This window comes from Mesorhizobium sp. WSM4848, assembly GCF_055811375.1.
In genome coordinates this window covers 18,136-39,125 of the sequence record NZ_JBVVPX010000037.1, presented here as the reverse complement: position 1 = coordinate 39,125, position 20,990 = coordinate 18,136, and the positions used below count along the sequence as shown (strand labels likewise).

13 protein-coding genes and 10 pseudogenes are annotated in these 20,990 nt (G+C 60.6%); 8 read left to right on the top strand and 15 right to left on the bottom strand.

Annotation, left to right across the window (positions count from 1 at the left end):
- Positions 1 to 496: pseudogene (locus tag AC0L16_RS27175) on the top strand (hypothetical protein); the annotation flags it as partial.
- Entirely contained in the window at positions 466 to 789 is a 324-nt protein-coding gene (locus AC0L16_RS27170; protein WP_473624350.1) for a LysR substrate-binding domain-containing protein, read from the top strand. The pseudogene AC0L16_RS27175 and the gene AC0L16_RS27170, both read left to right, overlap by 31 nt.
- 474 nt (positions 790 to 1,263) lie before the next feature.
- On the opposite strand, the pseudogene AC0L16_RS27165 reads toward AC0L16_RS27170, so the two are convergent.
- A pseudogene (locus AC0L16_RS27165) lies at positions 1,264 to 1,599 on the bottom strand (molybdopterin-dependent oxidoreductase); the annotation flags it as partial.
- Positions 1,600 to 2,801: 1,202 nt separating this feature from the next.
- On the opposite strand from AC0L16_RS27165, the pseudogene AC0L16_RS27160 reads away from it, so the two are divergent.
- A pseudogene (locus AC0L16_RS27160) lies at positions 2,802 to 3,226 on the top strand (polysaccharide deacetylase family protein); the annotation flags it as partial.
- Positions 3,227 to 3,252: 26 nt separating this feature from the next.
- Here the strand turns inward: AC0L16_RS27160 and sbmA are convergent.
- Positions 3,253 to 4,530 (bottom strand): peptide antibiotic transporter SbmA, encoded by a 1,278-nt coding sequence (gene sbmA / locus AC0L16_RS27155; RefSeq protein ID WP_473624348.1) that lies wholly within the window; start codon positions 4,528 to 4,530, stop codon positions 3,253 to 3,255.
- On the opposite strand from sbmA, the gene AC0L16_RS27150 reads away from it, so the two are divergent.
- Positions 4,432 to 4,998, top strand: coding sequence for a hypothetical protein (locus AC0L16_RS27150; protein ID WP_473624390.1), 567 nt, complete (start codon positions 4,432 to 4,434; stop codon positions 4,996 to 4,998). The two genes, sbmA and AC0L16_RS27150, sit on opposite strands and share 99 nt — an antisense overlap.
- On the opposite strand, the gene AC0L16_RS27145 is transcribed toward AC0L16_RS27150, so the two are convergent.
- Complete coding sequence (locus AC0L16_RS27145) at positions 4,911 to 5,219, bottom strand: hypothetical protein (protein WP_473624346.1); 309 nt, start codon at positions 5,217 to 5,219, stop codon at positions 4,911 to 4,913. The two genes, AC0L16_RS27150 and AC0L16_RS27145, sit on opposite strands and share 88 nt — an antisense overlap.
- A 374-nt stretch (positions 5,220 to 5,593) precedes the next feature.
- Here AC0L16_RS27145 and AC0L16_RS27140 point away from each other — a divergent pair.
- Positions 5,594 to 5,902 (top strand): annotated as a pseudogene (locus AC0L16_RS27140) (TrbC/VirB2 family type IV secretion system protein).
- Between the two features lie 261 nt (positions 5,903 to 6,163).
- Here the strand turns inward: AC0L16_RS27140 and maiA are convergent.
- From maiA to AC0L16_RS27090, 10 genes and pseudogenes are all read right to left on the bottom strand, one after another.
- Positions 6,164 to 6,768: pseudogene (gene maiA, locus AC0L16_RS27135) on the bottom strand (maleylacetoacetate isomerase).
- 58 nt (positions 6,769 to 6,826) lie between these two features.
- Positions 6,827 to 7,364: pseudogene (locus AC0L16_RS27130) on the bottom strand (VOC family protein).
- A 73-nt stretch (positions 7,365 to 7,437) separates the two neighbouring features.
- Entirely contained in the window at positions 7,438 to 7,635 is a 198-nt protein-coding gene (locus AC0L16_RS27125; protein WP_473491973.1) for a DUF2783 domain-containing protein, read from the bottom strand.
- Positions 7,636 to 7,650: 15 nt separating this feature from the next.
- Complete coding sequence (locus AC0L16_RS27120; RefSeq protein ID WP_473624344.1) at positions 7,651 to 9,258, bottom strand: FAD-dependent oxidoreductase; 1,608 nt, start codon at positions 9,256 to 9,258, stop codon at positions 7,651 to 7,653.
- A gap of 30 nt (positions 9,259 to 9,288) precedes the next feature.
- Positions 9,289 to 10,239, bottom strand: a complete 951-nt coding sequence (locus tag AC0L16_RS27115) for an MBL fold metallo-hydrolase (protein WP_473624343.1) — start codon at positions 10,237 to 10,239, stop codon at positions 9,289 to 9,291.
- Positions 10,240 to 10,243: 4 nt separating this feature from the next.
- Positions 10,244 to 10,770 (bottom strand): annotated as a pseudogene (locus AC0L16_RS27110) (fumarylacetoacetate hydrolase family protein); the annotation flags it as partial.
- 181 nt (positions 10,771 to 10,951) lie between these two features.
- Positions 10,952 to 12,575 (bottom strand): annotated as a pseudogene (locus tag AC0L16_RS27105) (ISL3 family transposase).
- A gap of 631 nt (positions 12,576 to 13,206) precedes the next feature.
- Positions 13,207 to 13,533, bottom strand: a pseudogene (locus AC0L16_RS27100) (VOC family protein); the annotation flags it as partial.
- Positions 13,430 to 13,816, bottom strand: a complete 387-nt coding sequence (locus AC0L16_RS27095; protein WP_473624342.1) for a hypothetical protein — start codon at positions 13,814 to 13,816, stop codon at positions 13,430 to 13,432. The pseudogene AC0L16_RS27100 and the gene AC0L16_RS27095, both read right to left, overlap by 104 nt.
- Positions 13,817 to 14,125: 309 nt before the next feature.
- On the bottom strand, positions 14,126 to 15,112 hold the full coding sequence (locus AC0L16_RS27090; RefSeq protein ID WP_473624340.1) for an NADPH:quinone reductase: 987 nt from the start codon (positions 15,110 to 15,112) through the stop codon (positions 14,126 to 14,128).
- Positions 15,113 to 15,197: 85 nt separating this feature from the next.
- Between AC0L16_RS27090 and AC0L16_RS27085 the strand changes: the two genes are divergently transcribed.
- Positions 15,198 to 15,617 carry a winged helix-turn-helix transcriptional regulator gene (locus tag AC0L16_RS27085; protein WP_473523899.1) on the top strand — a complete coding sequence of 140 codons (420 nt, stop codon included), beginning with the start codon at positions 15,198 to 15,200 and terminating at the stop codon, positions 15,615 to 15,617.
- A gap of 217 nt (positions 15,618 to 15,834) precedes the next feature.
- Here the strand turns inward: AC0L16_RS27085 and AC0L16_RS27080 are convergent, their stop codons facing one another.
- Together AC0L16_RS27080 and AC0L16_RS27075 are read right to left on the bottom strand one after the other, a co-directional pair.
- Positions 15,835 to 16,083, bottom strand: a complete 249-nt coding sequence (locus AC0L16_RS27080) for a hypothetical protein (protein WP_473624339.1) — start codon at positions 16,081 to 16,083, stop codon at positions 15,835 to 15,837.
- Positions 16,040 to 16,642 carry a trypsin-like serine peptidase gene (locus tag AC0L16_RS27075; RefSeq protein ID WP_473624338.1) on the bottom strand — a complete coding sequence of 201 codons (603 nt, stop codon included), beginning with the start codon at positions 16,640 to 16,642 and terminating at the stop codon, positions 16,040 to 16,042. Before AC0L16_RS27075 ends, AC0L16_RS27080 begins: the two co-directional genes overlap by 44 nt.
- Positions 16,643 to 17,782: 1,140 nt before the next feature.
- Between AC0L16_RS27075 and AC0L16_RS27070 the strand changes: the two genes are divergently transcribed.
- Positions 17,783 to 18,376, top strand: coding sequence for a type IV secretory system conjugative DNA transfer family protein (locus AC0L16_RS27070; protein WP_473624337.1), 594 nt, complete (start codon positions 17,783 to 17,785; stop codon positions 18,374 to 18,376).
- 75 nt (positions 18,377 to 18,451) lie between these two features.
- Positions 18,452 to 20,990 (top strand): annotated as a pseudogene (locus AC0L16_RS27065) (Ulp1 family isopeptidase); the annotation flags it as partial.

The window sequence follows — 20,990 nt, the reverse complement described above, 5'->3', positions numbered from 1 at the left end:
GGCCCCAAGCAGCCGTGCTGACTATGGTCGTAATCTTCGCAGATTTTCTAAGGCGCTTGAGAGCCGGGGCCTGACGATCTCTGGGCTGGATCACGATTCGCGGATCAAATTCGCCGAGACGTTACTTCCAGACAAACGCAATCTCATCTTCGCGTTGCAACGGGTTCGCGATGCGGAGTCCGCGTCAGCCGGGGGTCTCGAGACGGCCCGGAGGCTGTTCGATCAAGCTGACGAGTCGCCAACCAATCCAGAGGAGGTTCTGCGACTGGAACAGGGGTTGAGCGAAGTGCTTCAGCGACGGCAGGATGATCAAGCCTCCTCGTCTTTTTTCAGCGACCCAGGGATGCCCGCTCGACCGGGTGACCTCAACAGCATCGTGGCCGACGCTTTCGCAGCGGCCGGCTCTGGGCACGCCGGAGTTGAGGCCGCCGCCTCGCCAGATCAGGCTGTTCCTGTCGCCGGCGCATGGACACGTTCCTGGCGGCGTGTGGGGTAACGCATGTCCGCTGGATGGAACTCGGAACAATGGACGGGATCATCGGCTGCGTCGCCGCCGGGGTAGGGATGGCCATGCTACCTCGGGGGGTCGTTCAGGATGCGGCAGCCGACGGACAGGTCATCATACACCAGCTACCTGACAACCTGCGGTCGGCGCCGACTGTTTTTGTGACGCGGAGCGACGAGTATCTCTCCGCGGCACTTCAGGCTTTCATGACGGTGGCGTCTGAGGCGCATTCACGGCCTCAGCCGGCAGGACCAGAGCCGGCCCGACAACTGCAGCGGGCTTAGGAAAGGTGGAGCAAAAACAAGGGGTCATTCAGACGCAATTGTCGGCGGATCCTGATGGCAGATCGTAGGGGTCCGTTTGCCCAGAGATCGCCTACGATGCTGGAAAGGCGCTGCATGCTGCTGCAAAAGCAAGAAATGAGCGCGGATTCGGAGCACAATGGGCTGGCCAGGGTGCTCCGCTTGCGCGTGCCATGCCCGCGGCCAAACTCATTTCGACACGGTTAAGGAGCTTGAGGTCAGCACTGCTGCTCTTAAGACCGAGGTTCAACAATTATATCGAGATCAGTAAGTGTGACTGTCGTCGACGGTGACCCGCAGCAGCCGAGTGCCCCATCTGTGGGATGCCTGCGTTTTGCCGAAACTTGGACAGTCACACGATCTTCGCATGATCGCTGAGGGTACACCCGCCGCGGGTCAATAGCCTATCAATCGATCGTGGAAGTTTACGGCACCCACGGCTGGCCGCGGAGCTGTTCACAGCCCACTGAACCAGTTGGAGCCCTGGTCTTCCCAGTAGCCGCCCGGATAATCATTGGCGACGAACACCTCTAGGATATGCTTGGGGTTCTTGAAGCCGAGCTTAGTCGACATCCTAAGCTTCATCGGTGAACGATATTTGAGCGGCAAGAATCCTTCCCGAAATCGAGCGCCAGGATGGTTTGCGGGTGCAGTGCTGTCGGCATAACGATACTCGAATAATAGCGGTCCGCATTTGAAGCCGACATATTTGGCTGTCATGTCCGCGCCAACATGCTGGAGGAAGACGCTCAGAGGAATACCCCTCCACTCACCGATCTCGCTCCAGCCCTCGCAGGCTCCTTGATCCCGCGCACAATCCCGTTGGCAGCATTCTCGACTGTCTCCGTTCGGCTACACGGCTCAGGATGCAGGAACTGCTGCTCGATGTTTGGGAGCAGTTCAAAACGACGGTCGTCTTCGTCACGACATCGACGAAGCCTTCCTGCTTTCGGATCGAATCATCGTCATGCAGGGCACAGCCAGGTCGCATCCACGAAGAAATCAATATGGCCTTCGAGAGGCCGAGGACCACTGACATCATCGCGTCCGGCGAGTTCTTGCGTTTGAAGCAGCGTTGCCTACAGCAGCTTCGTAGCGACAGGCGGAGAGATACCCTGGCGCGGCTTTCACCTCTTGGTCAATTGGAGTTGTGCTTCGCGGATTCCCCTCTCGGCTAAGCCGAACCCACGAGCGCGCCTCGGCTGATTCCGGAGTGCGTTGGCGCCGCATCCCGCTCCTAAACCGTCAACTCCTTTTCCATGCAGCTAACATCCCGATTTTTCCCATCGACGTGAAAAACGGAACACAATTCCTTATCTCTATAGATTGAAACGCTGGTCGGAAAGCATCCGCCTGAGCGTCTGGTGACGGCCTGCCGCCCAGGTCACCACATTGTCTGGCAGCGACACTCGCGCCATCCCTCCTGCTGCAGAATCGCAGCAGACAGACTATTAAGTTGGGTGGGAGCGACCGACACACCGATCACATCGCAATGATCGTTTTCTGCGCGCATGCAAACAACTCCAAAGAACCATTATGTAATAAAGCTACAAAATCATTTGCAGATTCGCGCAAAATGCGTAGCGTCTCATCCCTCAACAAGCACCAGCAAAATTGGATTTCGACTAACCCGCTTGATCTTGCCGCGGGTCGGCTGCCTAATTGTTGAATAACAAGCCCCAAAATTCAATTGAAAGAATGTTAACTTATTTGTTACTGAAATGTCTATAATGCCGCAATGGATTTCATGATTCTGGCCCGTCGCCCGATTCCTCTCACGACCTTACCAGAACCGCGCTCGGCGGGCTTCGGGCCCCGAGCCGCAATACGCGAGGGCCGCGTCGCGCAACAGCCCTTGAAGCCTTCGGCGGCGAAGCGCTCTGCCAACGCCATATGCAGCTCTTGGACTTCCCGGTCTGCCGGATCATGTAGACGGAGCGGACGTCATCGTCGGTCCAGCCGGTTCGGAGCCGCCTCAAGAACATGGAAACCTCTCAGCGGGCTATCTGTTCGACGGGAGCAGTGTGTCGCGCGGCCCTGCCCGACCACCGACCCACGACGGCATCCACACGCTTCTCGCTGCCGCAGATTCCGGAAGGTCCCGACACAAGGCGGGTGATCGCGATGGATTACAATCTTCTGTTAGGCATTCCGGCGGCTTCGAGCGGCCGAGCAAGGCGGACGAATTCGCCGACCGGACAGACGCCTTCCGCCCCGTTTTCGATATGCAGTACCAGGGCAAACGCATTCCGCTGGAACTCGGTTCCATTTCACGCAGATAAATGACGGCGCCTACTGGCATGCGCTGGAGCGCTTTGCCGGCGAGGTCTGCACCAAGCCCGATGTCGAGTGCATCAGCTACCGCGACTATGTTTCACGGCGACGTGACGGCGAAAAGCAGACGTCGGTGGGCGGCTGACTAGAAGCGCTCGCCGCCCGCCACGCTCAGCTTACCGGCTGATCCTCAAGGCGCAAGCCGGCCCGCTCTCGCGCCAAATAGTCCTGGTCGATTTTCGTTAGCGGCGCCCCTTCAAGCGTCGCCTCGAAGGCGCGCAGGCGTTTGTAGATGGATATCAGCTCGACGATGGTCGGCCAGGAATTCACGAGATATTGGAACGAACTGGCGACTTGGGAAAACGCGGTAACAATTTGCTGGAAAACGCCAAATGTTATCTTGCCAAGGGCTAAGGTCGGAACAAGAAGGAAGGTAGCAAAAACGTTGTCGACCTGGAGATAGAGATAGCGGACCATGTCGAAATAGACATAGTGCGCATAGAGAGTGAAATAGTTCTTGCGAACACTTCTGAAAAGCTCGGCCAGCGTTGGTGGCTGCGCGCGTGCCGTATCGTCCTCGCCGAGGACAAGCTCCTTGCGCAGAGCGGCTTCAACCCGCTGATTGCGAAATTCCAGGCCGGGAAGCTTGATGCCGACGATTGCCAGCAAGCTGGTGCCAAACAGCGACCACCCGACCGCCGCGATGACCAGCGGATAAGGGATTGCGCCGACGATTGGAAGCGTCGAGACATGGAGGGAAAGGGAGGCCAGCAAGGGCAAAAATGCAATCAGGGTCATGATGGAGTCGATGAAGTTCACTCCGAGCCCCTGCATTGTGCCGGAGAAGCGCATCGTGTCGTCCTGAACGCGCTGCGACGCCCCTTCGATATGGCGCAGCCGCGGCCAGTAAGCGGTAAAATAATCGTTCATCGCGGTGCGCCAGCGAAACACATAGTGCCTGACGAAAAAGACGTTCAGAACGGCAATGCTCATATAGACCAGGGCCAAGGACAGAAACTGCCATACGCCGTGGTAAAGCTCGGCAGGGGAAACGGAGCCCGGTGTGGTGAGTGCCCTCTGCACCATGTCGTAAAACATGCCGCGCCAGTCATTGAGCGCCACGCTGAGCTGGACGATGAAATTGGTGACGAAAATGATCAAACCAGAGCCAAGGATCGACCAGTTCTGCCAGCGATGCGGGGAATACAGCGCCCAGAAAAGGTAGAATACGCCCATACCGGCGAAGAAATATCCATAAAACCAGAGAAATGCCGGCGTCAGGAATCTTACTGGGCTGATGATAGGGGCGGCCTGCGGGTCGACCGGCGGCATGCCGAGCATCGTGCCAAGGTGCTCGCCGCCGAAAAACCACAGGAGGACGAGCAGAAGGCTCCAGACGGCGGCCGAGATGAAAAAAGGCTTCGGCTGCGGGAAGAAGGATACGAACACGTTGGGGAAACTCCTCGGTTGATGCGCAAATCAGCGGCGTTGCTGTCAGCGGGCGGTGACATACGCCAGCTTTGCCATTTTGCTAAAATCGTCGTGTCAGTAGTAGACGATGATGTCGCCGATGGCCTCGCCGGAGATCTTACGCGCTGCGTCGGAGGCAGTCTCAAAAGAGTCGTCAGTGATCACCACCACATGCTCGCCCTTCGCACCCGCAGACGGACCGCTGTAGAAGCTGCTCACCGGGCTGCCAGATTTTGCGGCGGCGTTGTTGACGAAGTTCGCGCCAAAACCGTCGTCGCCGCGGCCCACCTCATCGAAGGCGAAAGTGTCCTCCTTCGCGTTGAAATCGCTGATAATGGTAATGTCCGCCGTCCCCTCGACTACTCCGTGGATCGGATTGTGGAACTGGAACAGAAACGTGTCATTGCCGGCCCCCCCGTCAAATTGTCTTTGCCATCACCCACGTAGAGGACATCGTCGCCGGGACCGCCGGAGAGCTTGTCATGATTCTCGCCGACGAGGCGCGGTTGGAAGCGGCCGTTGTCGCCGCGAAGATAGTCGTCGCCCGTTCCGCCCCAGATTCGGTCATTTCCCTCGCCGCCGATGCCGTGATCATCGCCATCGCCACCTTCGATCTTGTCATTGCCGCGACGATCCTCAAACCGGTCATTGCCCTCGTCACCCGCCATCCAATCCTCGAGATCGGTGCCGATGAGCCATTCGGCGCGAGGACTTACCCTCGATGATGTTTGCCATCGCAGATACTCCTTATGATGCAACCCACCACGCCACCTGGCGCCCTCATATTCCTCATCAGATAATCGGGGAAATCGAATTGGTAGATAGAAAGATTTACGAAATGGATGTGTGGCATCGGCTTCGTCCTTCTGCGTAGCAGTTGCCGGTCTCGGTGGCGGCGGGCGACACTGGCTACTCAGCCGGCGGCGGTGAAAAGTCGGTCGTCAAACCGGACGAACCATGGTCCAGCGGTCAGAGGCCAGCGGCGATTACGCCGTCACCCAACTGACGCTCCCGCAACTTCAGCTGTTTTGAAACGGAATTCATGTGCAAGAAGCTTCGCTTTCTTTGGTCCGCCGGGCTCGCGTTTGTTCTCACGGTCCCAGCTTGCGCGGCGGGCTCCGGCTTGCCTTGGGAACAGCTGCTGCAGAGGTCCTGGAGTCGGTGCAGGGACCCGTCGCCAAGATCGTCGCGGTTATCATCATCATTACCACGGGCTTGACCCTTGCCTTTGGCGACATGGCAGCTGGGTTCCGCCCGGCTGATCCAGATCGTCTTCGGCCTGTCGATCGCCTTCGCGGCATCGAGTTTCTTCCTCTCCTTCTTCTCCTTCGGCGGCGGAGCACTCGTGTGATGGCCGCCGGAGAGCAGCACATTCAGGGATTCGAGGTTCCTGTTCATCGTGCATTGACGGACCGAAGGGCGTCAATTCCTCCGCTTACGGGCCTGGCCGATACTCCACCCAGGAAAAGCGCATCTCGGAATTCGCAGACTGGTATATGGGCGTGCGCGAGCAGCGTTTGGAACAAAGCGCCGCCTGACAGGGCGTCGCCACAGCGGAACGAATCCGGTTCGACCCGCTGCCGACGGTCTGCCAGAGTGCGCTTTGGTTGGGTCAGTTTCGGGGAGCGGCGGCCTCGAACGCCGAAAGTTTCGCACAACGCTGTGCGATCGCGTTGACGCGCTGCAATGCGCCTATGTCCGCATTCCAGCGATGGGGCGTTATACATGGCCGATCTGTGCCTGGTGCCGCAGCTCGCCGTGGCAGAAGAGGCCTGTCGTGGGACTCTCGAGGAGCGTCTCAAACGCGGCCAGCCCCTCGCCGATGAACTTCCGCATCCACGCGACGCGTACTTCTTCGCCCCCCTTTGTCAGGGCCATCACATGGCTGACAGGGCCAAGGTTGCAGACCGGATGGATGTCGGCAGCAGCGCCCGTACACGCGCGCGCCCGGCTGGGTCCGGCGGCAACAGGCCGGAGCCCGGGCGTGTCTCGTCCAGATATTCAATGATAGCGAGCGACTGGGTCAGCCTCAGCCCGTCGATCTCCGGCACCGGCACTAGTCCCTGCGGGTTGAGCGAGATGCTGCGGCGTCTTGTGCTCCTTCTTCAGAAGGTGCACGGATACCGTCTCGCAGGAGATGCCGAGCAGGTTCAACACGATGCGCACCCGATAGCTCGCCGACGAGCGCCAGTAGTCGTAGAGGACAGGCTTGCTCATCGCGGGGTCCGATCCCGCGATGTGGCGCCCCTTTCAGATGGCGGCCAGCTGTCCGGGTTCATGCCTTGGACAGTTCCTTGGCATGCAGCCATTCGGTATGCTCCCGGGCGCGCTTGGTTTTCGACCATTCCTCCAGATCCCACTTCACTGCTTCGAGCCTCTCGATCATCGCCTCTTCCTTCGGATCCGGGCAGGCCAGCTCGATCCGGTGGCCGTTGGGGTCGAAGAAGTAGATGGAATGGAAAATGGAATAGTCGGTGACGCCCAGCACATCGATCCCGTTCTTCTTCAGCTTGTCCTTGAAGGCCAAGAGCGTGTCGCGATCCTTGGCCTTGAAGGCGATGTGCTGGACCCATTTCGGCGTGTTCGGGTCGCGGCCTATCTCCGGCTTGGTCGGCAACTCGAAGAAGGCGAGCACGTTACCCGTCGCCCGCGTTGAGGAAGACGTGCATGTAGGGTCGTGCTCGTGGGTCGACGGCACCTGGTCTTCGGCGATGGCGAGCAAAGTCCATGTTGAGGTTGTTGACATACCAGTTGACGGTCTCTTTCGCGTCCTTACAGCGATGGGCGACGTGGTGAATTCTCTCGATGTTCATTGGAATGGCTTCTCTGCCTTGGCCCTGCTCCGGACACTTCCACCCGGAGCTGCGTCCTCCCTTGTCATCATTCCTATTGCGGTGGGTCCGCCGCCGCCCTAAGCGCATCACTCAACACCCGGCCGTCGCCGATATGATTGGCCAGAAGCAGAACCAGCCGCGCATTGATGGCGTCACTTTCGGCCTTGCTTCGCCCGTCGTGCAGAGCCAGCAGCTCGGCGTAGAAATCGTCCGGCTGCGGAATGTTCGGAGCCGTATTGAGTGTCGTCATCGCCGGTTTCTCCCGTCAGCGTCCCGTGGCCTTCGCAAGCGCGGCTTCGACCTCCGCGCAGTCGAACGCGGTCCAGCGCGCGGCGACGTGTTGGTCGGGGCGCAACAGATAGACCGCCGAACCCGCATCGCCGAGATAGCGCTCTCGCAGCGCGTTGGTCGGATCGTCCGCAGCCGACAGGGCCAGCCGCTCGGCCGCAATGCCGCCGCTTTCGATCAGGTCGGGCGCCTCGGCTTCAATAGTAAGAAGCTGGAAGCGGTCGCCCAGCCGGTCGAGCAGCCAGCCGCCCTTTATCGGCGCATCGACGGCCGGCGAGCCGGGCTGGGTGCGCGGCGGCAGCCCCTGCGCGTCAGGGCCGTTGAGCGGCGAGCCGCCATAGGTGCACGGCACCGACAGGCGCCCGGAATTGACCAGCGGCCGCGCGAAGGCGAAGTGCTCGGACAGATCGAGCACGGCATCGCGAAAAATCCGGCTCATTTCCGACTTCGGCGTGATGAAGTCAGTCGACCGGCTGGAGTTGAGGATGTTCTCGTCGGCGCCATGGATACGCTCGGTATCGTAGCTGTCGAGCAGGCTTTCGGGCGCCCTGCCGTCCATCACAAGCTTCAGCTTCCACACCAGGTTGTCGGCATCCTGCAGGCCGGAATTGGCGCCGCGCGCGCCGAACGGCGAGACCTGATGCGCCGAGTCGCCCGCGAACAGCACCCGGCCGTGGCGGAAACTCTCCATGCGCCGGCACTGGAAGGTGTAGATCGACACCCATTCGAGTGTGAATTTGGCGTCCTCGCCCAGCATTGCCTTGAGCCGCGGGATGACGTTCTCCGGGTGCTTTTCCCGCTCCTTCTCGATGTTCCAACCGAGCTGGAGGTCGATGCGCCAGACGCCGTCGGGCTGCTTATGCAATAACGCCGATTGGCTGCGGTTGAAGGGCGGGTCGAACCAGAACCAGCGCTCGGTCGGAAACTCGGCGTCCATGACTACGTCGGCAATGAGGAAATTGTCCTCGAACACGCGGCCGATGAAGTCGAGCCCCATCATTGCGCGGATCGGCGAGTTGGCGCCGTCGCAGGCGACCAGCCAGTCGGCACGCAGGCGGTAAGGGCCTTCCGGCGTGTCGATGGAGAGCATCACCCCGTCGCGATCCTGTTCGACCGCCGTGACCTTGTTGTTGCCGCGGATTTCGATCGACCTGCCTTCCGCCTCCAGTTCGCACACGCGGTCGACGAGGAATTTTTCGAAATGGTACTGCTGCAGGTTGATGAAGGCCGGCCGCCTGTGGCCGGCCTCCGGCAGCAGGTTGAACTCGTAGACCCGGCGGTTCCCGAAGAACACCTTGCCGACGTTCCAGACGATGCCCTTCTCCACCATCGGCTCGCCGCAGCCCAGCCGGTCCAGGATCTCCAGCGGCCGCTTGGCGAAGCAGATCGCGCGCGAGCCGAAGCTGACCTTGTCGTTCTCATCCAGCACCACCACGGGAATGTCCTGGCGGGCGAGATCGATGGCGCAGACTAGACCGACCGGCCCGGCGCCTACCACAACAACCGGACGGCGCACTGGCGCGATTGCGTCCTGATCAGGGGAGCGCCTGTAGGGATAAAGCGGCGTCTCGAAGATCTTTGCCATGTGTCCTCCCGCCGGGTCGCATCCGGACTGCTAGCCCTGAAGTTCCGCCCACATCTGTCGGTCGCGCTCTGCGGTCCAGATGCGCGGCATGTCGATGCCGAGCGCCTCGTCGTAGGCGCGGGCGACGTTGAAGGGCAGGCAGTGCTCGTAGATAGCGTAGGATGCGAATTTCGGATCGCACGCCGCGCGCGCCGCGTCCCACGCCTCCTTCAGCGAGCCACCGCCCTGCGCCACCCGCGCCACCGGCCGGTAGGTGGAACTGACGAAATCGGCAGTCTTGTCGAGCGCGGCATTGACCTTCTCCGCGCCAACCAGCGCGTCGCCGCGTCCCGGCGCGATCGCGTCGAGGTCAAACGACCGGATCGCCTCCAGCGTGCGCGGCCAGTCGGCAAAATGGCCGTCGCCGCAATAGCAGGCCGAATGGTACTCGACGATGTCGCCGGTGAACATGACGTTGGCGTCGGGCACGAAGGCGACGATGTCGCCTGCCGTATGCGCGCGGCCAAGGAATTCAAGGTCCACCCGCCGCTTCCCGAGATAGAGCGTCAACCGGTCGTTGAAGGTCAGCGTCGGCCAGGTCAGGCCGGGGATCGACTCGTGGCCCTGGAAGAGGCGCGGAAACCGGCCGAACTCGGAGTCCCAGTCCTCCTGCCCGCGCTCGGCGACCATGGCGCGCGCCTTCTCCGACATGATCGTCTGCTGCGCGCCATAGGCCGAAGCGCCGAGAACCCGCACAGCGTGATAGTGCGTCAGCACGACATAGTTGATCGGCTTGTCGGTGACGGTCCTGACCTTCTCGATCACCTTGCCGGCCAGTCGGGGCGTGGCCTGAGCGTCGATCACCATCACCGATTCGTCGCCGATGATGACACCAGTGTTCGGGTCGCCCTCGGCGGTGAAGGCCCACAAGTCGCGGCCGATCTCGGTGAAGGAGATCTTTTTCTCTGCCATATCGCCGACAGATGCGAATTGCTTGGCCATGGTCTCAGGCTTCCTTCTTGTGTTGCGTCACCGTCTGCTCAATCGCGCCGAAGATCCGAGTGGCCGGCCTTGTCTCTCATCTCGATGTGGACCGTGTCGCCGAAACGCATGAAAGGTGTCTTTGCCGCACCTGCTCGATAGTCTCGATCATTTTGATCTCGGCGATGCAGGAATAGCCGACGCCGCCTTCAGAGACAGGTTTGCCCGGCCCATCGCCGAGCTTGTTCGATACCGTGCCCGAGCCGATGATTGTGCCGGCGGCGAGCGGCCGTGTTTTCGGCGCGTGGGCCATCAGCGTAGGAAATTGAAGGTCATGTCGATGCCGGCGTTGGCGCGGCCGAAGGGCTTGCCGTTCAAGTCCACGGCCAGCGGCAGGTGCAGCTTGCCTCCGTCCCAGTCATCGCCCAGCTCCCCGGGGGTGACCGCCACCGGTGAGAAGGCGGAAGACGGCTTTGACTGAAAGAAACCGAATCCCTTTGCAAGCTCCACCGGGATCAGCCCGCGCAGGGAGACGTCATTGACCAGCATGTGAACCTCCCGTTCAGGTTTCGACAGATCGCCGCCCGCAGACAGGCTTGACGATCCAAGTTGTTGCGTCTGTAACTATCGAAAATGTAACTATCAAGGCCGCAAGGGGCGGATCGGGATGGTCGAGGACGTACTTTCGCTGGAGGATTTTCTGCTGTCGCTTGGCAGTTAACTGGGTTCTTCCTCAATTTGTGTGGCGCGGTGGCAGCATTCGTGCTCTCAGCAGTTCGGGGCCTGCCCTGCCGTACATTGCGCGCTTGAGGGTCTTGAGGCGGTTGATCTGACCTTCGGCCTGTCCGTTGCTCCAGGGCAGCTCGATGGCGTTGTTGACGGCATCGAGTCTCTGCGCAAAACACGCGAATCGCATGATCGGAATGATGTCGGAGTCGATTGCATCGTCGATCCAGGGGTCCAGTGTTTCCGACCTCCTGCTCCGAAGGATACCGTTGAAGTGCATTGCCAGGCGTCGCATCTCGGCGAATGCGTCAGATCCCTGCTTCAGGGCATCGACTTTCCTTGCTTGTCGAGGCGTCCAGCAGGCCTCTTGGCTTTATGCACAGCGCCGCGGCAACAACTGGCGAAATCGCGTGGCCGGTATCCGGATCTCGAACGGGTCCCAAGCTGATCGCCATCGAAGGAACATCATCGGCGCGCACTCTTTTCGGACCGCCGCCAAGCTGCCAGCAGTCGCTCCAGATTGGAGAAGCTGCCGGTGTAGCCGCGCTGCTTGACATCATGAAAAAGATGCCGTCCGCAGCGGTTCCCTTCCTTCCAGCATTGGGCAATGAACGTTTCAAAGCACCATGGTGATGTGGGGTTCAAATGCTGCTCGCCGCCTATCTGGCGGAGCCTTGAACTTGAGCCACTTCGCTACGCTGCGACGCTCATCGCCGGTCCGTCGGGCGATCGCGCTGTAGGATAGACCCTCCTGGCGTAAGGCGTGGAGCATCTCGAATATCTCCTGGCGAGACTGCCTATGCCCGAGACGGGCACGCCGGCGATGTGTCGCAGCGTCGACAATAGCGTCCTCGGACAGGATGGGTCTTCCTGAAGCAAGCCACTAAGGCTCATCTGTTCCTCGATTGCCGTACGAAGATTCTGGACCAGATGAAACCGGTCGGCCACCTGAGCCTGCGGTGCGCCTTCACGGACGGCCTGCGCATAAAGGCCGCAGCGGTCTCGGCTGACGATACCTCGACGGAGGGATGATTCCGCAGCCACCTGGCTGCGCTATCGACACTCCGATCATCGAGAATGTCGACGACCGAGTGGCGCTCGAGATCAACCATGATAGTGCCGTATCGCGTCGCTCGCCGCCAGCTCCAGTCATCGATGCCAACCACCCGAATCTCGGAGGCGCGGTGAGTAACCGCGGCATCCCGCTTCAGTTGCCGCAGGATGGTGTCGTCACTGACCGGCATGCCGAGCCGTTGCATGCGGCGTTCGCCAGGACGTCCACCCGTGCTATGGCCGAGCAAGCCGACAATCTCCACGACCCTCGTCGTCCTGCGCGCATAAGGGGAAGCAACCGTCGGGAGTCGATCAGTGAACGTTTGTCGCTCACATTTCTGATGTGCACATCGCCAGCGGCTCAGCAGAAGCTTCACCGTCACGGGCTTGCCCTGGACCGGCAGATCCTGAAGGCTGCGGTTGGACCAGCCATGCCGACTTCGGCTTCGCCGGCCACAATCGGGGCAAATGCCGATCGCTGGTCCGGCAGCGGAAACAACCCAACTGTGATCATCAGTGAGCGCGACACCCAGAATTCTGACCCCTGGGCCGGGCGACCATTTCGATTTCGTTCGCATGCCCGCCCATAGCGATAGCGTCGCTAACAGCGGATGAACCACACAAATTGAGGAAGACCCTCATTAACTGCCAAGTGACACACGCATCCGATTGCACGTCGGACACTTTCGATCCTGCAAGACCTGAGATGGAAATCGAGAGCGACCACACCAGCGCTTGCCGGCCGGATCGATGCCGTCGCTATGGACGATGGCCGCGTCTCGGTCGTTCTTGATTGGAAAGCGACATCGCGCCATCGGAGGAGGACATGCGAATTCACGCGGGCCAACTCGAGGACTGCTTGCGAACAACCGGGGTGAGCCGTGGCGCGTTGGTCTATATGACCCTCGGCACTGTGCGATGGGTGGAGCGCAGTGTCTCCGCCGATCCGAGCCAGTGACGTCGTTAAATTCACGCCCCTCACCGAAGGCGACCTTTGTCTCCTGCAGGTGAATGGCCGCTTCGCGCCGTATGTCAGTAATCAGGCGGCCTCGTCTGGTCTCCAAGGGCGGATGTTGTGACGCGTCCAGCTAGACGCACTTTGGCCATAGTCAAATGCTTCTGGGCTGGAAGCACATATTCGACGTTTGCTATGCGGGGCGGCCGCAAGTCAGCGAAGCCCCGCTTGTGGACGTCCCCTGGATGGAAGGGTTAGGCATCGGGTTCGTGGCAAACCACTTCGATGTTGTGCCCGTCCGGACCAATGACGAAAGCTGCATAGTAGGTCGCGTGGCAGTGCGGGCGCAGACCAGGCGCACCATTGTCTTTGCAACCTGCCTCCAGAGCCGCGCGATAGAAAGTTCGACTTGCTGGCGATTCTCGGCCGTGAAGATGCGCCGGCTTCTCCTGGGTTTGGTACATGCACAATGAAGCCTTACCCTTCGGGCCAAGCTCGACACCGTACGTCGGCGTCCCCTCCAAGGCAACAGCTACACCGAGCGGTTCGAGTGCCTTGAGGAAGAACGCTTTGCTCGCTGCGCGGCGAGATCAACCTTCCCGTTGCTGCCAACGGCATGGTGGTCATGCCGGGGATGTCGTTCTCGGCGACGAGGATGGCGTCGCGGCCTTCGATCGCGCGGTCGCTCCGGAACTGCTCGCGCTCGTGCGCCAACAGGAGGCCCAAGGATGCGGTCGTGGCCGCGCTCGCAGCAGGCAAGATGCGGTACACGCCCGTAACGATGCGCCGGCGCTGCGCCAGGCCATCATCGCAAAGCTCCGTTGCGACCTCGATCAGGTGACGGTTGGGACCGAAGCAGGTCATCTACAATGCCTTGGTGGCACCGTCGGCGAAAGCGACGAGGTCATCCTCCCAGCACCTGCTGGGTCTCGTATCCCGACATGGTGTTGGCCTGCGGCTGAACCTCGGTGGTCATCCGATCCCGGCGCCCTCCGGAAAGTGCTCATCCGGATCGTCGGCTTGACGCCCAACGACTACCGGCGGCGCTTTCGAAGCCGCCCGTTGACGATCTCCTGAACGACCGCTTTTAGGCCGTGCAGGAAATCAGCATATGTGCCCCGACCCCGAGTGAGGGATGGGTGGCAGGCTCCGTCGCCAAAATGCAAGATCAGATCAGATTTCGATCAGGATCTTGCCGACTGCCTTGCCCCTCTCCTGTGCCTCATGCGCTTCGGCAATGCGGTCGAGCGGCAGCTTCATCGCGATCTGCGGCCAGTAGGCCCCAGCCGCCACGCAGGCGGAGACCTCTTCGACTGCCTGGCGGAACGCATCCTCAGGGATCGTGTAGAAGAACACGAAGCGGAAGGCATAGCCCCCGAACATCGTCGATAGGAACGGCATCGACAACCTGACCGTCGGATCCTCCGTCGCGTAGGCCGTCGCGACGCCGCTCGGAGCGAGGCAGGCGATATCGGCCTCGACGTTGGCTGCCAAATCGACGTCGACGATACGCTCGACGCCACGGCCGCCGGTCGTGGCCCTGATCCGTTCAGCGATGTCTTCCTGATGACGGTTGATCACGAGATCGGCGCCCGCCGCCGCTGCCACCGTGGCTTGCTCCTCGCGGCTCACGGTCGCCGCGACCCAGGCGCCCGCCCATTTGGCGAGGAGGATGGCCGCCGTGCCGACGGCTCCCGCGCCGCCCTGGACGAGAACGCGCTTTCCGCGCAGATCACCATCGGCGAAGAGGCAGCGATGGGCGGTGATGGCCGCGATGCCCAGTGAAGCCCCGACATCAAACGACGCATTCTCGGCAAGAGGGGCCGCATGGGAGGAAGGAACCACCACGAACTCGGCCGCGGATCCGAACGCCTGGCCTGTCTGAGCCTTGAAAACCCAGACCCGTTCACCGATCCGCTCCTCGGACACGCCCGGCCCAACCTTGTCGATGATCCCGGCCGCATCCTGATGGGGAACGACACGGGGAAAGGGCATCGGCCTGCCGCCGAAGCCCGTTCTCGTCTTGATATCCGAGGGGTTCAGGCCGGAGACGGCCACCTTGACCCGGACCTCGCCGAACTGGGGCTCGGGATCAGGAAGAGAACCTATCTGGAGGACGTCCTTCGCGGCGCCCTGCCGGTCGTAGAAAGCAGCTCTCATTCTCGGTCTCCTGACATTTGCCAATGACCAAAGGGATGTCGATGCCACAAGTGTTCTTGCAAGTAGGCAATATTTTTGCCTATAGGTGTATAAAGTACATCATTGGAGCTTCGCCTACAACTGTGCGGTGGAGGTGACGGTCGACGTGGCCGGCGGAAAGTGGAAACCGCTGATCATCTACGAACTCCTCAACGGCCCCCGACGTGGTGAACTCCGGCGCATGGTGGGCGAGCCGAGCCAGCGCTCCATCACGATGCTACTCCGACAGCTCGAGACCGACGGCGTGGTCGAACGCCAGGTCTTTGCCGAAGTGCCGCCCCGCGTGGAGTACTCCCTCACAGAGTTCGGGAAGACGCTCGCGCCGGTCCTGAACGCGATGAAGGAGTGGGGCGAGACGTTTGCCGCCCGAAACGGCCTTGTTTGCGGGCCTGACGGCGAGGCACTTGAGGTCGCCCGACCGCGTGCATCCGCCGATCGGGATCACACATCGTCAAGGCGCTCGTAGAGGTCCGACAGGATCGAGGCCAAGTGCCATTGTCGGTTCGGGTGCATCTCCCAAGGCCAGCTTCGTGCCTCCGCCACCCTAAGAGCGCGGCACCGCCTGAGGGGTGGTCTGCCCGCGTTATATCGTCTCTGAGCGTGAGTTGATCGGCTCACCCATCACGGTTCATCAAGAGGGCACCACTGCCAACGTGATTGCGTTTTCTGGAACATCGAATGGTTCAACAAACGTTGGCTAGCCGATCGAGATCCTCGCCGTTGTAGGCATCGACGACCCGCTCCATACCGCTGTCGTTCTGGACAACCGCGCGACCGAGGGTGCCGAAGAACCCGGCCAGTTCATCCGTGCCGGTGAAAAGCTCAAAAAGCCGCGCCGCATCTGCGTTGCCGGTTTGCGCCTCCAGTTCCAGAGCAGCGGCGAGTCGCCTAGAACTTGATGCCTTCGTTCGACTTGTCTTCTTTCGCCGCATGGTGAAGCGCTACGAGCTCCCAACCGTCATTCATTACCGGCGCGCCCGAACTGCCCGCCTCGGTGTCCGACCGATATTGGACGACCTGGGTGTTTTGGAACACCACCGTGTTGTTGCGGATCGCGACTTCCTTGAGGCGTCCATTTAGGTGCTGGATGACATTCAGCTTGTCTTCGTCAGCTACAACAAAGGCTTGCCGCAGAAGCGGAATGCTGCCGAAGGTCGAGCCGGGTTGGCCTTCGACGGCAACAAATGTGACATCGAGACCGCCCTTGCCGCCGGTTGCGACGACCGGGCAGGTCCAAAAAAGGAGATCGGGACGCAGGTGAAAAGTTGAGACCTGTCGCACAGTCCCGTCGGGAAGGGCGGCGAAATCGAACAGCGCGCGACTGCGGGCGGTGACCTCCTTGCTGTTGAGGACGTGATGGTTGGTGCACAGTATACCCGGCGCGACCAGAAACCGAACCCGCTCCAGGTGCCGGAGCGCCTTTTGTAGTCGACGCCAGAAGCGTCGATCTTGCAGACGGCGCGCGAGCGAGCTGCGCCTTCCTCCAGCCACCAGGCCGGGCGCAGATCGTTGGAGCCGACAACCTGTTCCAGGTGACGGACAGCTGCTCGAACATGGTGCTGGCGTCGGCCGGCAGACCTTCGACTTTTGGGCTTCGAAGGCGTCGGGTTTTCTAGACATCACCGGCAGGATGGCCAGACCCTTGATGCCCCAGTCCGCAGCGCTCTTAGGCACGGGGCCGGCGTCGGCCGTTCCACCGCCATTTGCTGCTCGTACGAAAGATTTGCTTGCGCTAATCCGCCATCTGGTCCCCCGAATCAGAAGTGATGCGCAACCTATAATCGTCGGAAACGACGGAAATGTTACCGTTGTGCAGATGGTCGGCCAAACCGCTACGTCGGCTTGGACTATCCCCAGGTGGCGCCGGCTGCGGCAACGTCATCGCCGTTCCTTTCGCGGTTCATGGGCGTGTCTCGCAGACCTGGCCGTGGCCTTCAACGTCGATGGCGATGATCTGGCGCCGCCGCGAGAGGAGATCAGTGACCTGCGCCATGGCAGCGATTGGCATTGAGCTTGCCGGCAAGAACGACGATGGGTTTGTCCTCGCCGAAGGACTCACGGTAAATGCCCTTCGGCCGACAGGGCTCACGCTCATCCGACATCGCGTCCCAAGTTAAGTTAGAGTACCGCGTCGGACCCATCAGCGGTCTGTATCTTGTCTTGGACTCCGTAGAATTTGAGCGGAGCCTTTGTAGTGTTGTTTGGTGTTTGTTCGCCCAAAAGTCGCATAAAATTTCAGTGAGGGAACGTCGGTCTACAGATTTGTTCCCCAGAGGGGCGCGAACCTTGTGCTCACCTGTTCATCGACGGCTCTCGGCGTGACCCAGAGAGCTGGGAGAAGCCTATGCGAGACTACAAGTGTAACACCATATTGGTTTAGCGGATCAAGCTTCGGTGGTAACCTGGGTAGAGATACGACTCTGGAAGCCGAGCAATGGATCGCGATAGTAAATGGAAACGTGCAGCTGGAAGTTCATCCCGCGACGGGAGGAGGGGCCGAGGAACGGCGTAACCACCTTGACCTTCCGGACGGGCCACTGACCAATGTTGCAGAGCGGGTAATAACCGCTAACCCGCGCGGTACAGCACGCGATCTTGGGAGCTTCAAATCCGCCGAGAGGCAAGCGCGACGTGCAGTTCAGGACGTTGCACTTCTTTCTGCTCGATGAATTCAAGCACTTGGGTAAGCTGGAGGCGATCGAGACCGCAATTACGACCATCGCGGGCTACAAGGGTCGCTTCATGTTCATCATCCAAAGCCTTTCGGCTCTGACGGGGGCTTATGGCGAGGCTGGCAAGCAGAATTTTCTCAGCAATACCGGACTGCAAGTGTTCATGGCCACTGCCGATGACGAGACTCCGAACTACATTTCCAAAGCTATCGGTGAATACACATTTCAAGCCCAATCGATTTCCTACAGCCAGGCGCGACGTTCCATTGGAACATCCAGAATTCACATCAAGGTGCACCGCTGTTGCGTCCCGAACAGGTGCGGCTGCTCAACGACGAGTTACGAGATCGTTCTCATCAAAGGTCTGCCACCATTGCAATTGAGGAAGGTGCGATATTTTTCGGATCGCATTCTGAAACGCATCTTTGAAAACCAGACAGGCGCTCTCCCGGAGCCGGCGCCCTTGATGAAAGCAGACGAGGGGCTCTCGGCAGAATCTCAACCCGATGAGCCGCTGCGTGGATTGGCGCAGGACTTTGACGATACAATTTGATGTGAGGCTAGTGTGGACCCGCGAAATAGTAATCCATCCCGTGTAACAGCTTCGTCGCAGGTGCAGGACTCCGGCTTGGAAGAGGGGCAAGCGGGCCAGGCCCGGCAAGTGGGCTATAACCAGCACCTTGCCGAGGCCCGCAGGCTGTTGGATCAAGCTGACGAGTCGCCAACGAATCCAGAAGAGGTTCTGCGACTTGAACAGGGGTTCCGCGAAGTGCTTCAGCGACGGCAGGATGATCAAGCCGCCTCGTCTTTTTTCAGCGACCCAGGAATGCCCGCTCGACCGGGTGACCTCAACAGCATCGTTGCCGACGCTTTCGCAGCCACCGGCTCTGGGCACGCCGGAGTTGAGGCCGCCGCCCCGCCGCCGTTAGCTGCCAGCCAACAGCAGATTCGGCCCTGGCCGGAAGCGCTTGACCAGGGCAACCATCTGCTACCCGAGTGGGTGATCATCAACGACGAATATTACACAGCGCTGGTGCGGCCAGCCGAGAGGCAGAGGGTCCTGAATACGCCGCAAGCCGCCGCCATTCAGCCGCCGCTGAGCGAAATCGGCAATTCAGGCGGCCGCGTGCCGATGCAGCCCCTCGTGCAGCAATTGGGTGAATTGCCATTGGAAGCGGTACCCGTTCAAGGGAGAGGGTCCGAGCACACCCGAAGGCTGCATGCGGAGGCCGCGCCGTCCGCATGGTCTGAGAAGCACCTCGCTGCGATCGAGAACTCCATAAACGTCTCATTTGCGGTCCCCAAAGGCTTCTCCCATGGGACTCAACGCGTCCCAGACGCGATGCTCCCTTTCGTGGGCCGCCACGACCCCTTGCCGAATGCGGGCCAGGCCCGGCAAGCGGGTTTTGAGCCGCACGTGGCCGAGCCGCGCCGAGCCGAACCTGTCGCGAGTGGCGCCCGTGCCACCGGCTATCCCCATTTGTCCTACGAACACCGGGACCTTATCGATAAGGCGATCGCCCACGCTGCGGCTCAGAAAACATATGACGAGAGCACGGTTCGAAAATACACGTCTGCACTTCGCCGATTGGCAAATGATCTCGGCGCTCGTGGCCAAGCGATTGACCTAAAAAATCACCAATCCTTGGTCGATCACGCCGATGCTTTCTTTCCGAAAAAGGAGGAAATAAAGAGGGCGTTGAACGTCCTGCGTGCCTATCATGAGCCGGGCTATTCAGCGGCTGTTGGTGCCTCTGCCACCCGCTATCTCCATCTGTCCGACGAACACCGGGACGTGATTGATAAGGCGATCGCCCACGCTGCGGCTCAGCAACACCATAGCGCGCAGACGCTCGGAGTATACACGTCTGCGCTTCGCCGATTGGCGAATGATCTCGGCGCTCGTGGCCAAGCGACTGATCTAAGAAATCACCAATCCCTGGTCGATCACTTCGAGACTTTCTTTCCGAAAGACAGGGACATAAAGCCGGCGTTGAACGTCCTGCGTGCGTATCATGAGCCGGGCTATTCAGCGACTGGCCGGTGGCCAGTGACGGCGCCCCCAAAGGCAGACGCGCATGTCCTGGAACAAGTGGCCAGTGACAGCAGCTTGGCCTTAAGCACCCGTCTTATCTATGGTCGTAATCTTCGCAATTTTTCTATGGCGCTTGAGAGTCGGGGCCAGACGATCTCTGGGCTGGATCATGATTCGCGGATCAAACTCGCCGAGGGGTTGTTTCCAGGCAATCGTTATCTCCGCTTGGCGTTGGGACGGGTTCGCGATGCGAAGCCCGCGTCAGACAGGATCGTGGCGGACGCTTTGGCAGCGGCCGGCTCTGGACACGCCGGAGTTGAGGCCGCCGCCCCGCCAGCGTTAGCGGCCAGCCAACACCGGCCCTGGCCGGATGCGCTTGACCAGGGCAACACCCTGCCACCCGAGCGGTTCATCATCAACCATGAACATTCGACGGCGCCGTTGCGGCCGACGGAGAGGCAGTGGGCCCTGAATACGCCGCAAGCCGCCGCCATTCAGCAGCCGCCGAGCGAAATCGACAATTCAGGCGGCCGCGTGCCGAGGCAGCCCCCCGTGCAGCACTTGGGTGAATTGCCATTGGCAGGGGTACCCGTTCAAGGCACAGGGTCCGAACACATTGGAAGCCTGCATGCGGAGGCCGCGCCTTTTGCAAGGTCTGAGGCGACCCCCGCTGCGGTCGAGGACTTCATGAACATCTCATTCGCCGTCCCTGAAGGCTTCTCCCATGGGACTCAACGCGTCCCAGACGCGATGCTCTCTTCCTTGTACCATTATGGCCTCTTGCCGGACGCGGACCAGCCGGAATGGAACTACGAGATTAAAGGTCACGGCTACACCGCCCGGAGGCCAGAGGGAGGCAACGACGTTTGGCTTGTCGATCGCGGTGCGATGAGGGAAGCTGCAGCGGCGGCAGTACCGGCAAGGGCTCCAGAACACGCCTTGCCTGCGACCGCGAGGCTGTCAGACACCTATCGCGGTGTTCCGTTGGTCGATCTGACCACCTCTTCCGATGCTCGGATCGCAGGGCTTCCGTCAGGTTCATCCAACCTCCCCCGGGGGGCGGTGCTCGGCGCCGACCTGCTGGGCGACGCCCATATCCACAGGGATTACCAGTTGCTGGAGCAGAACCTGC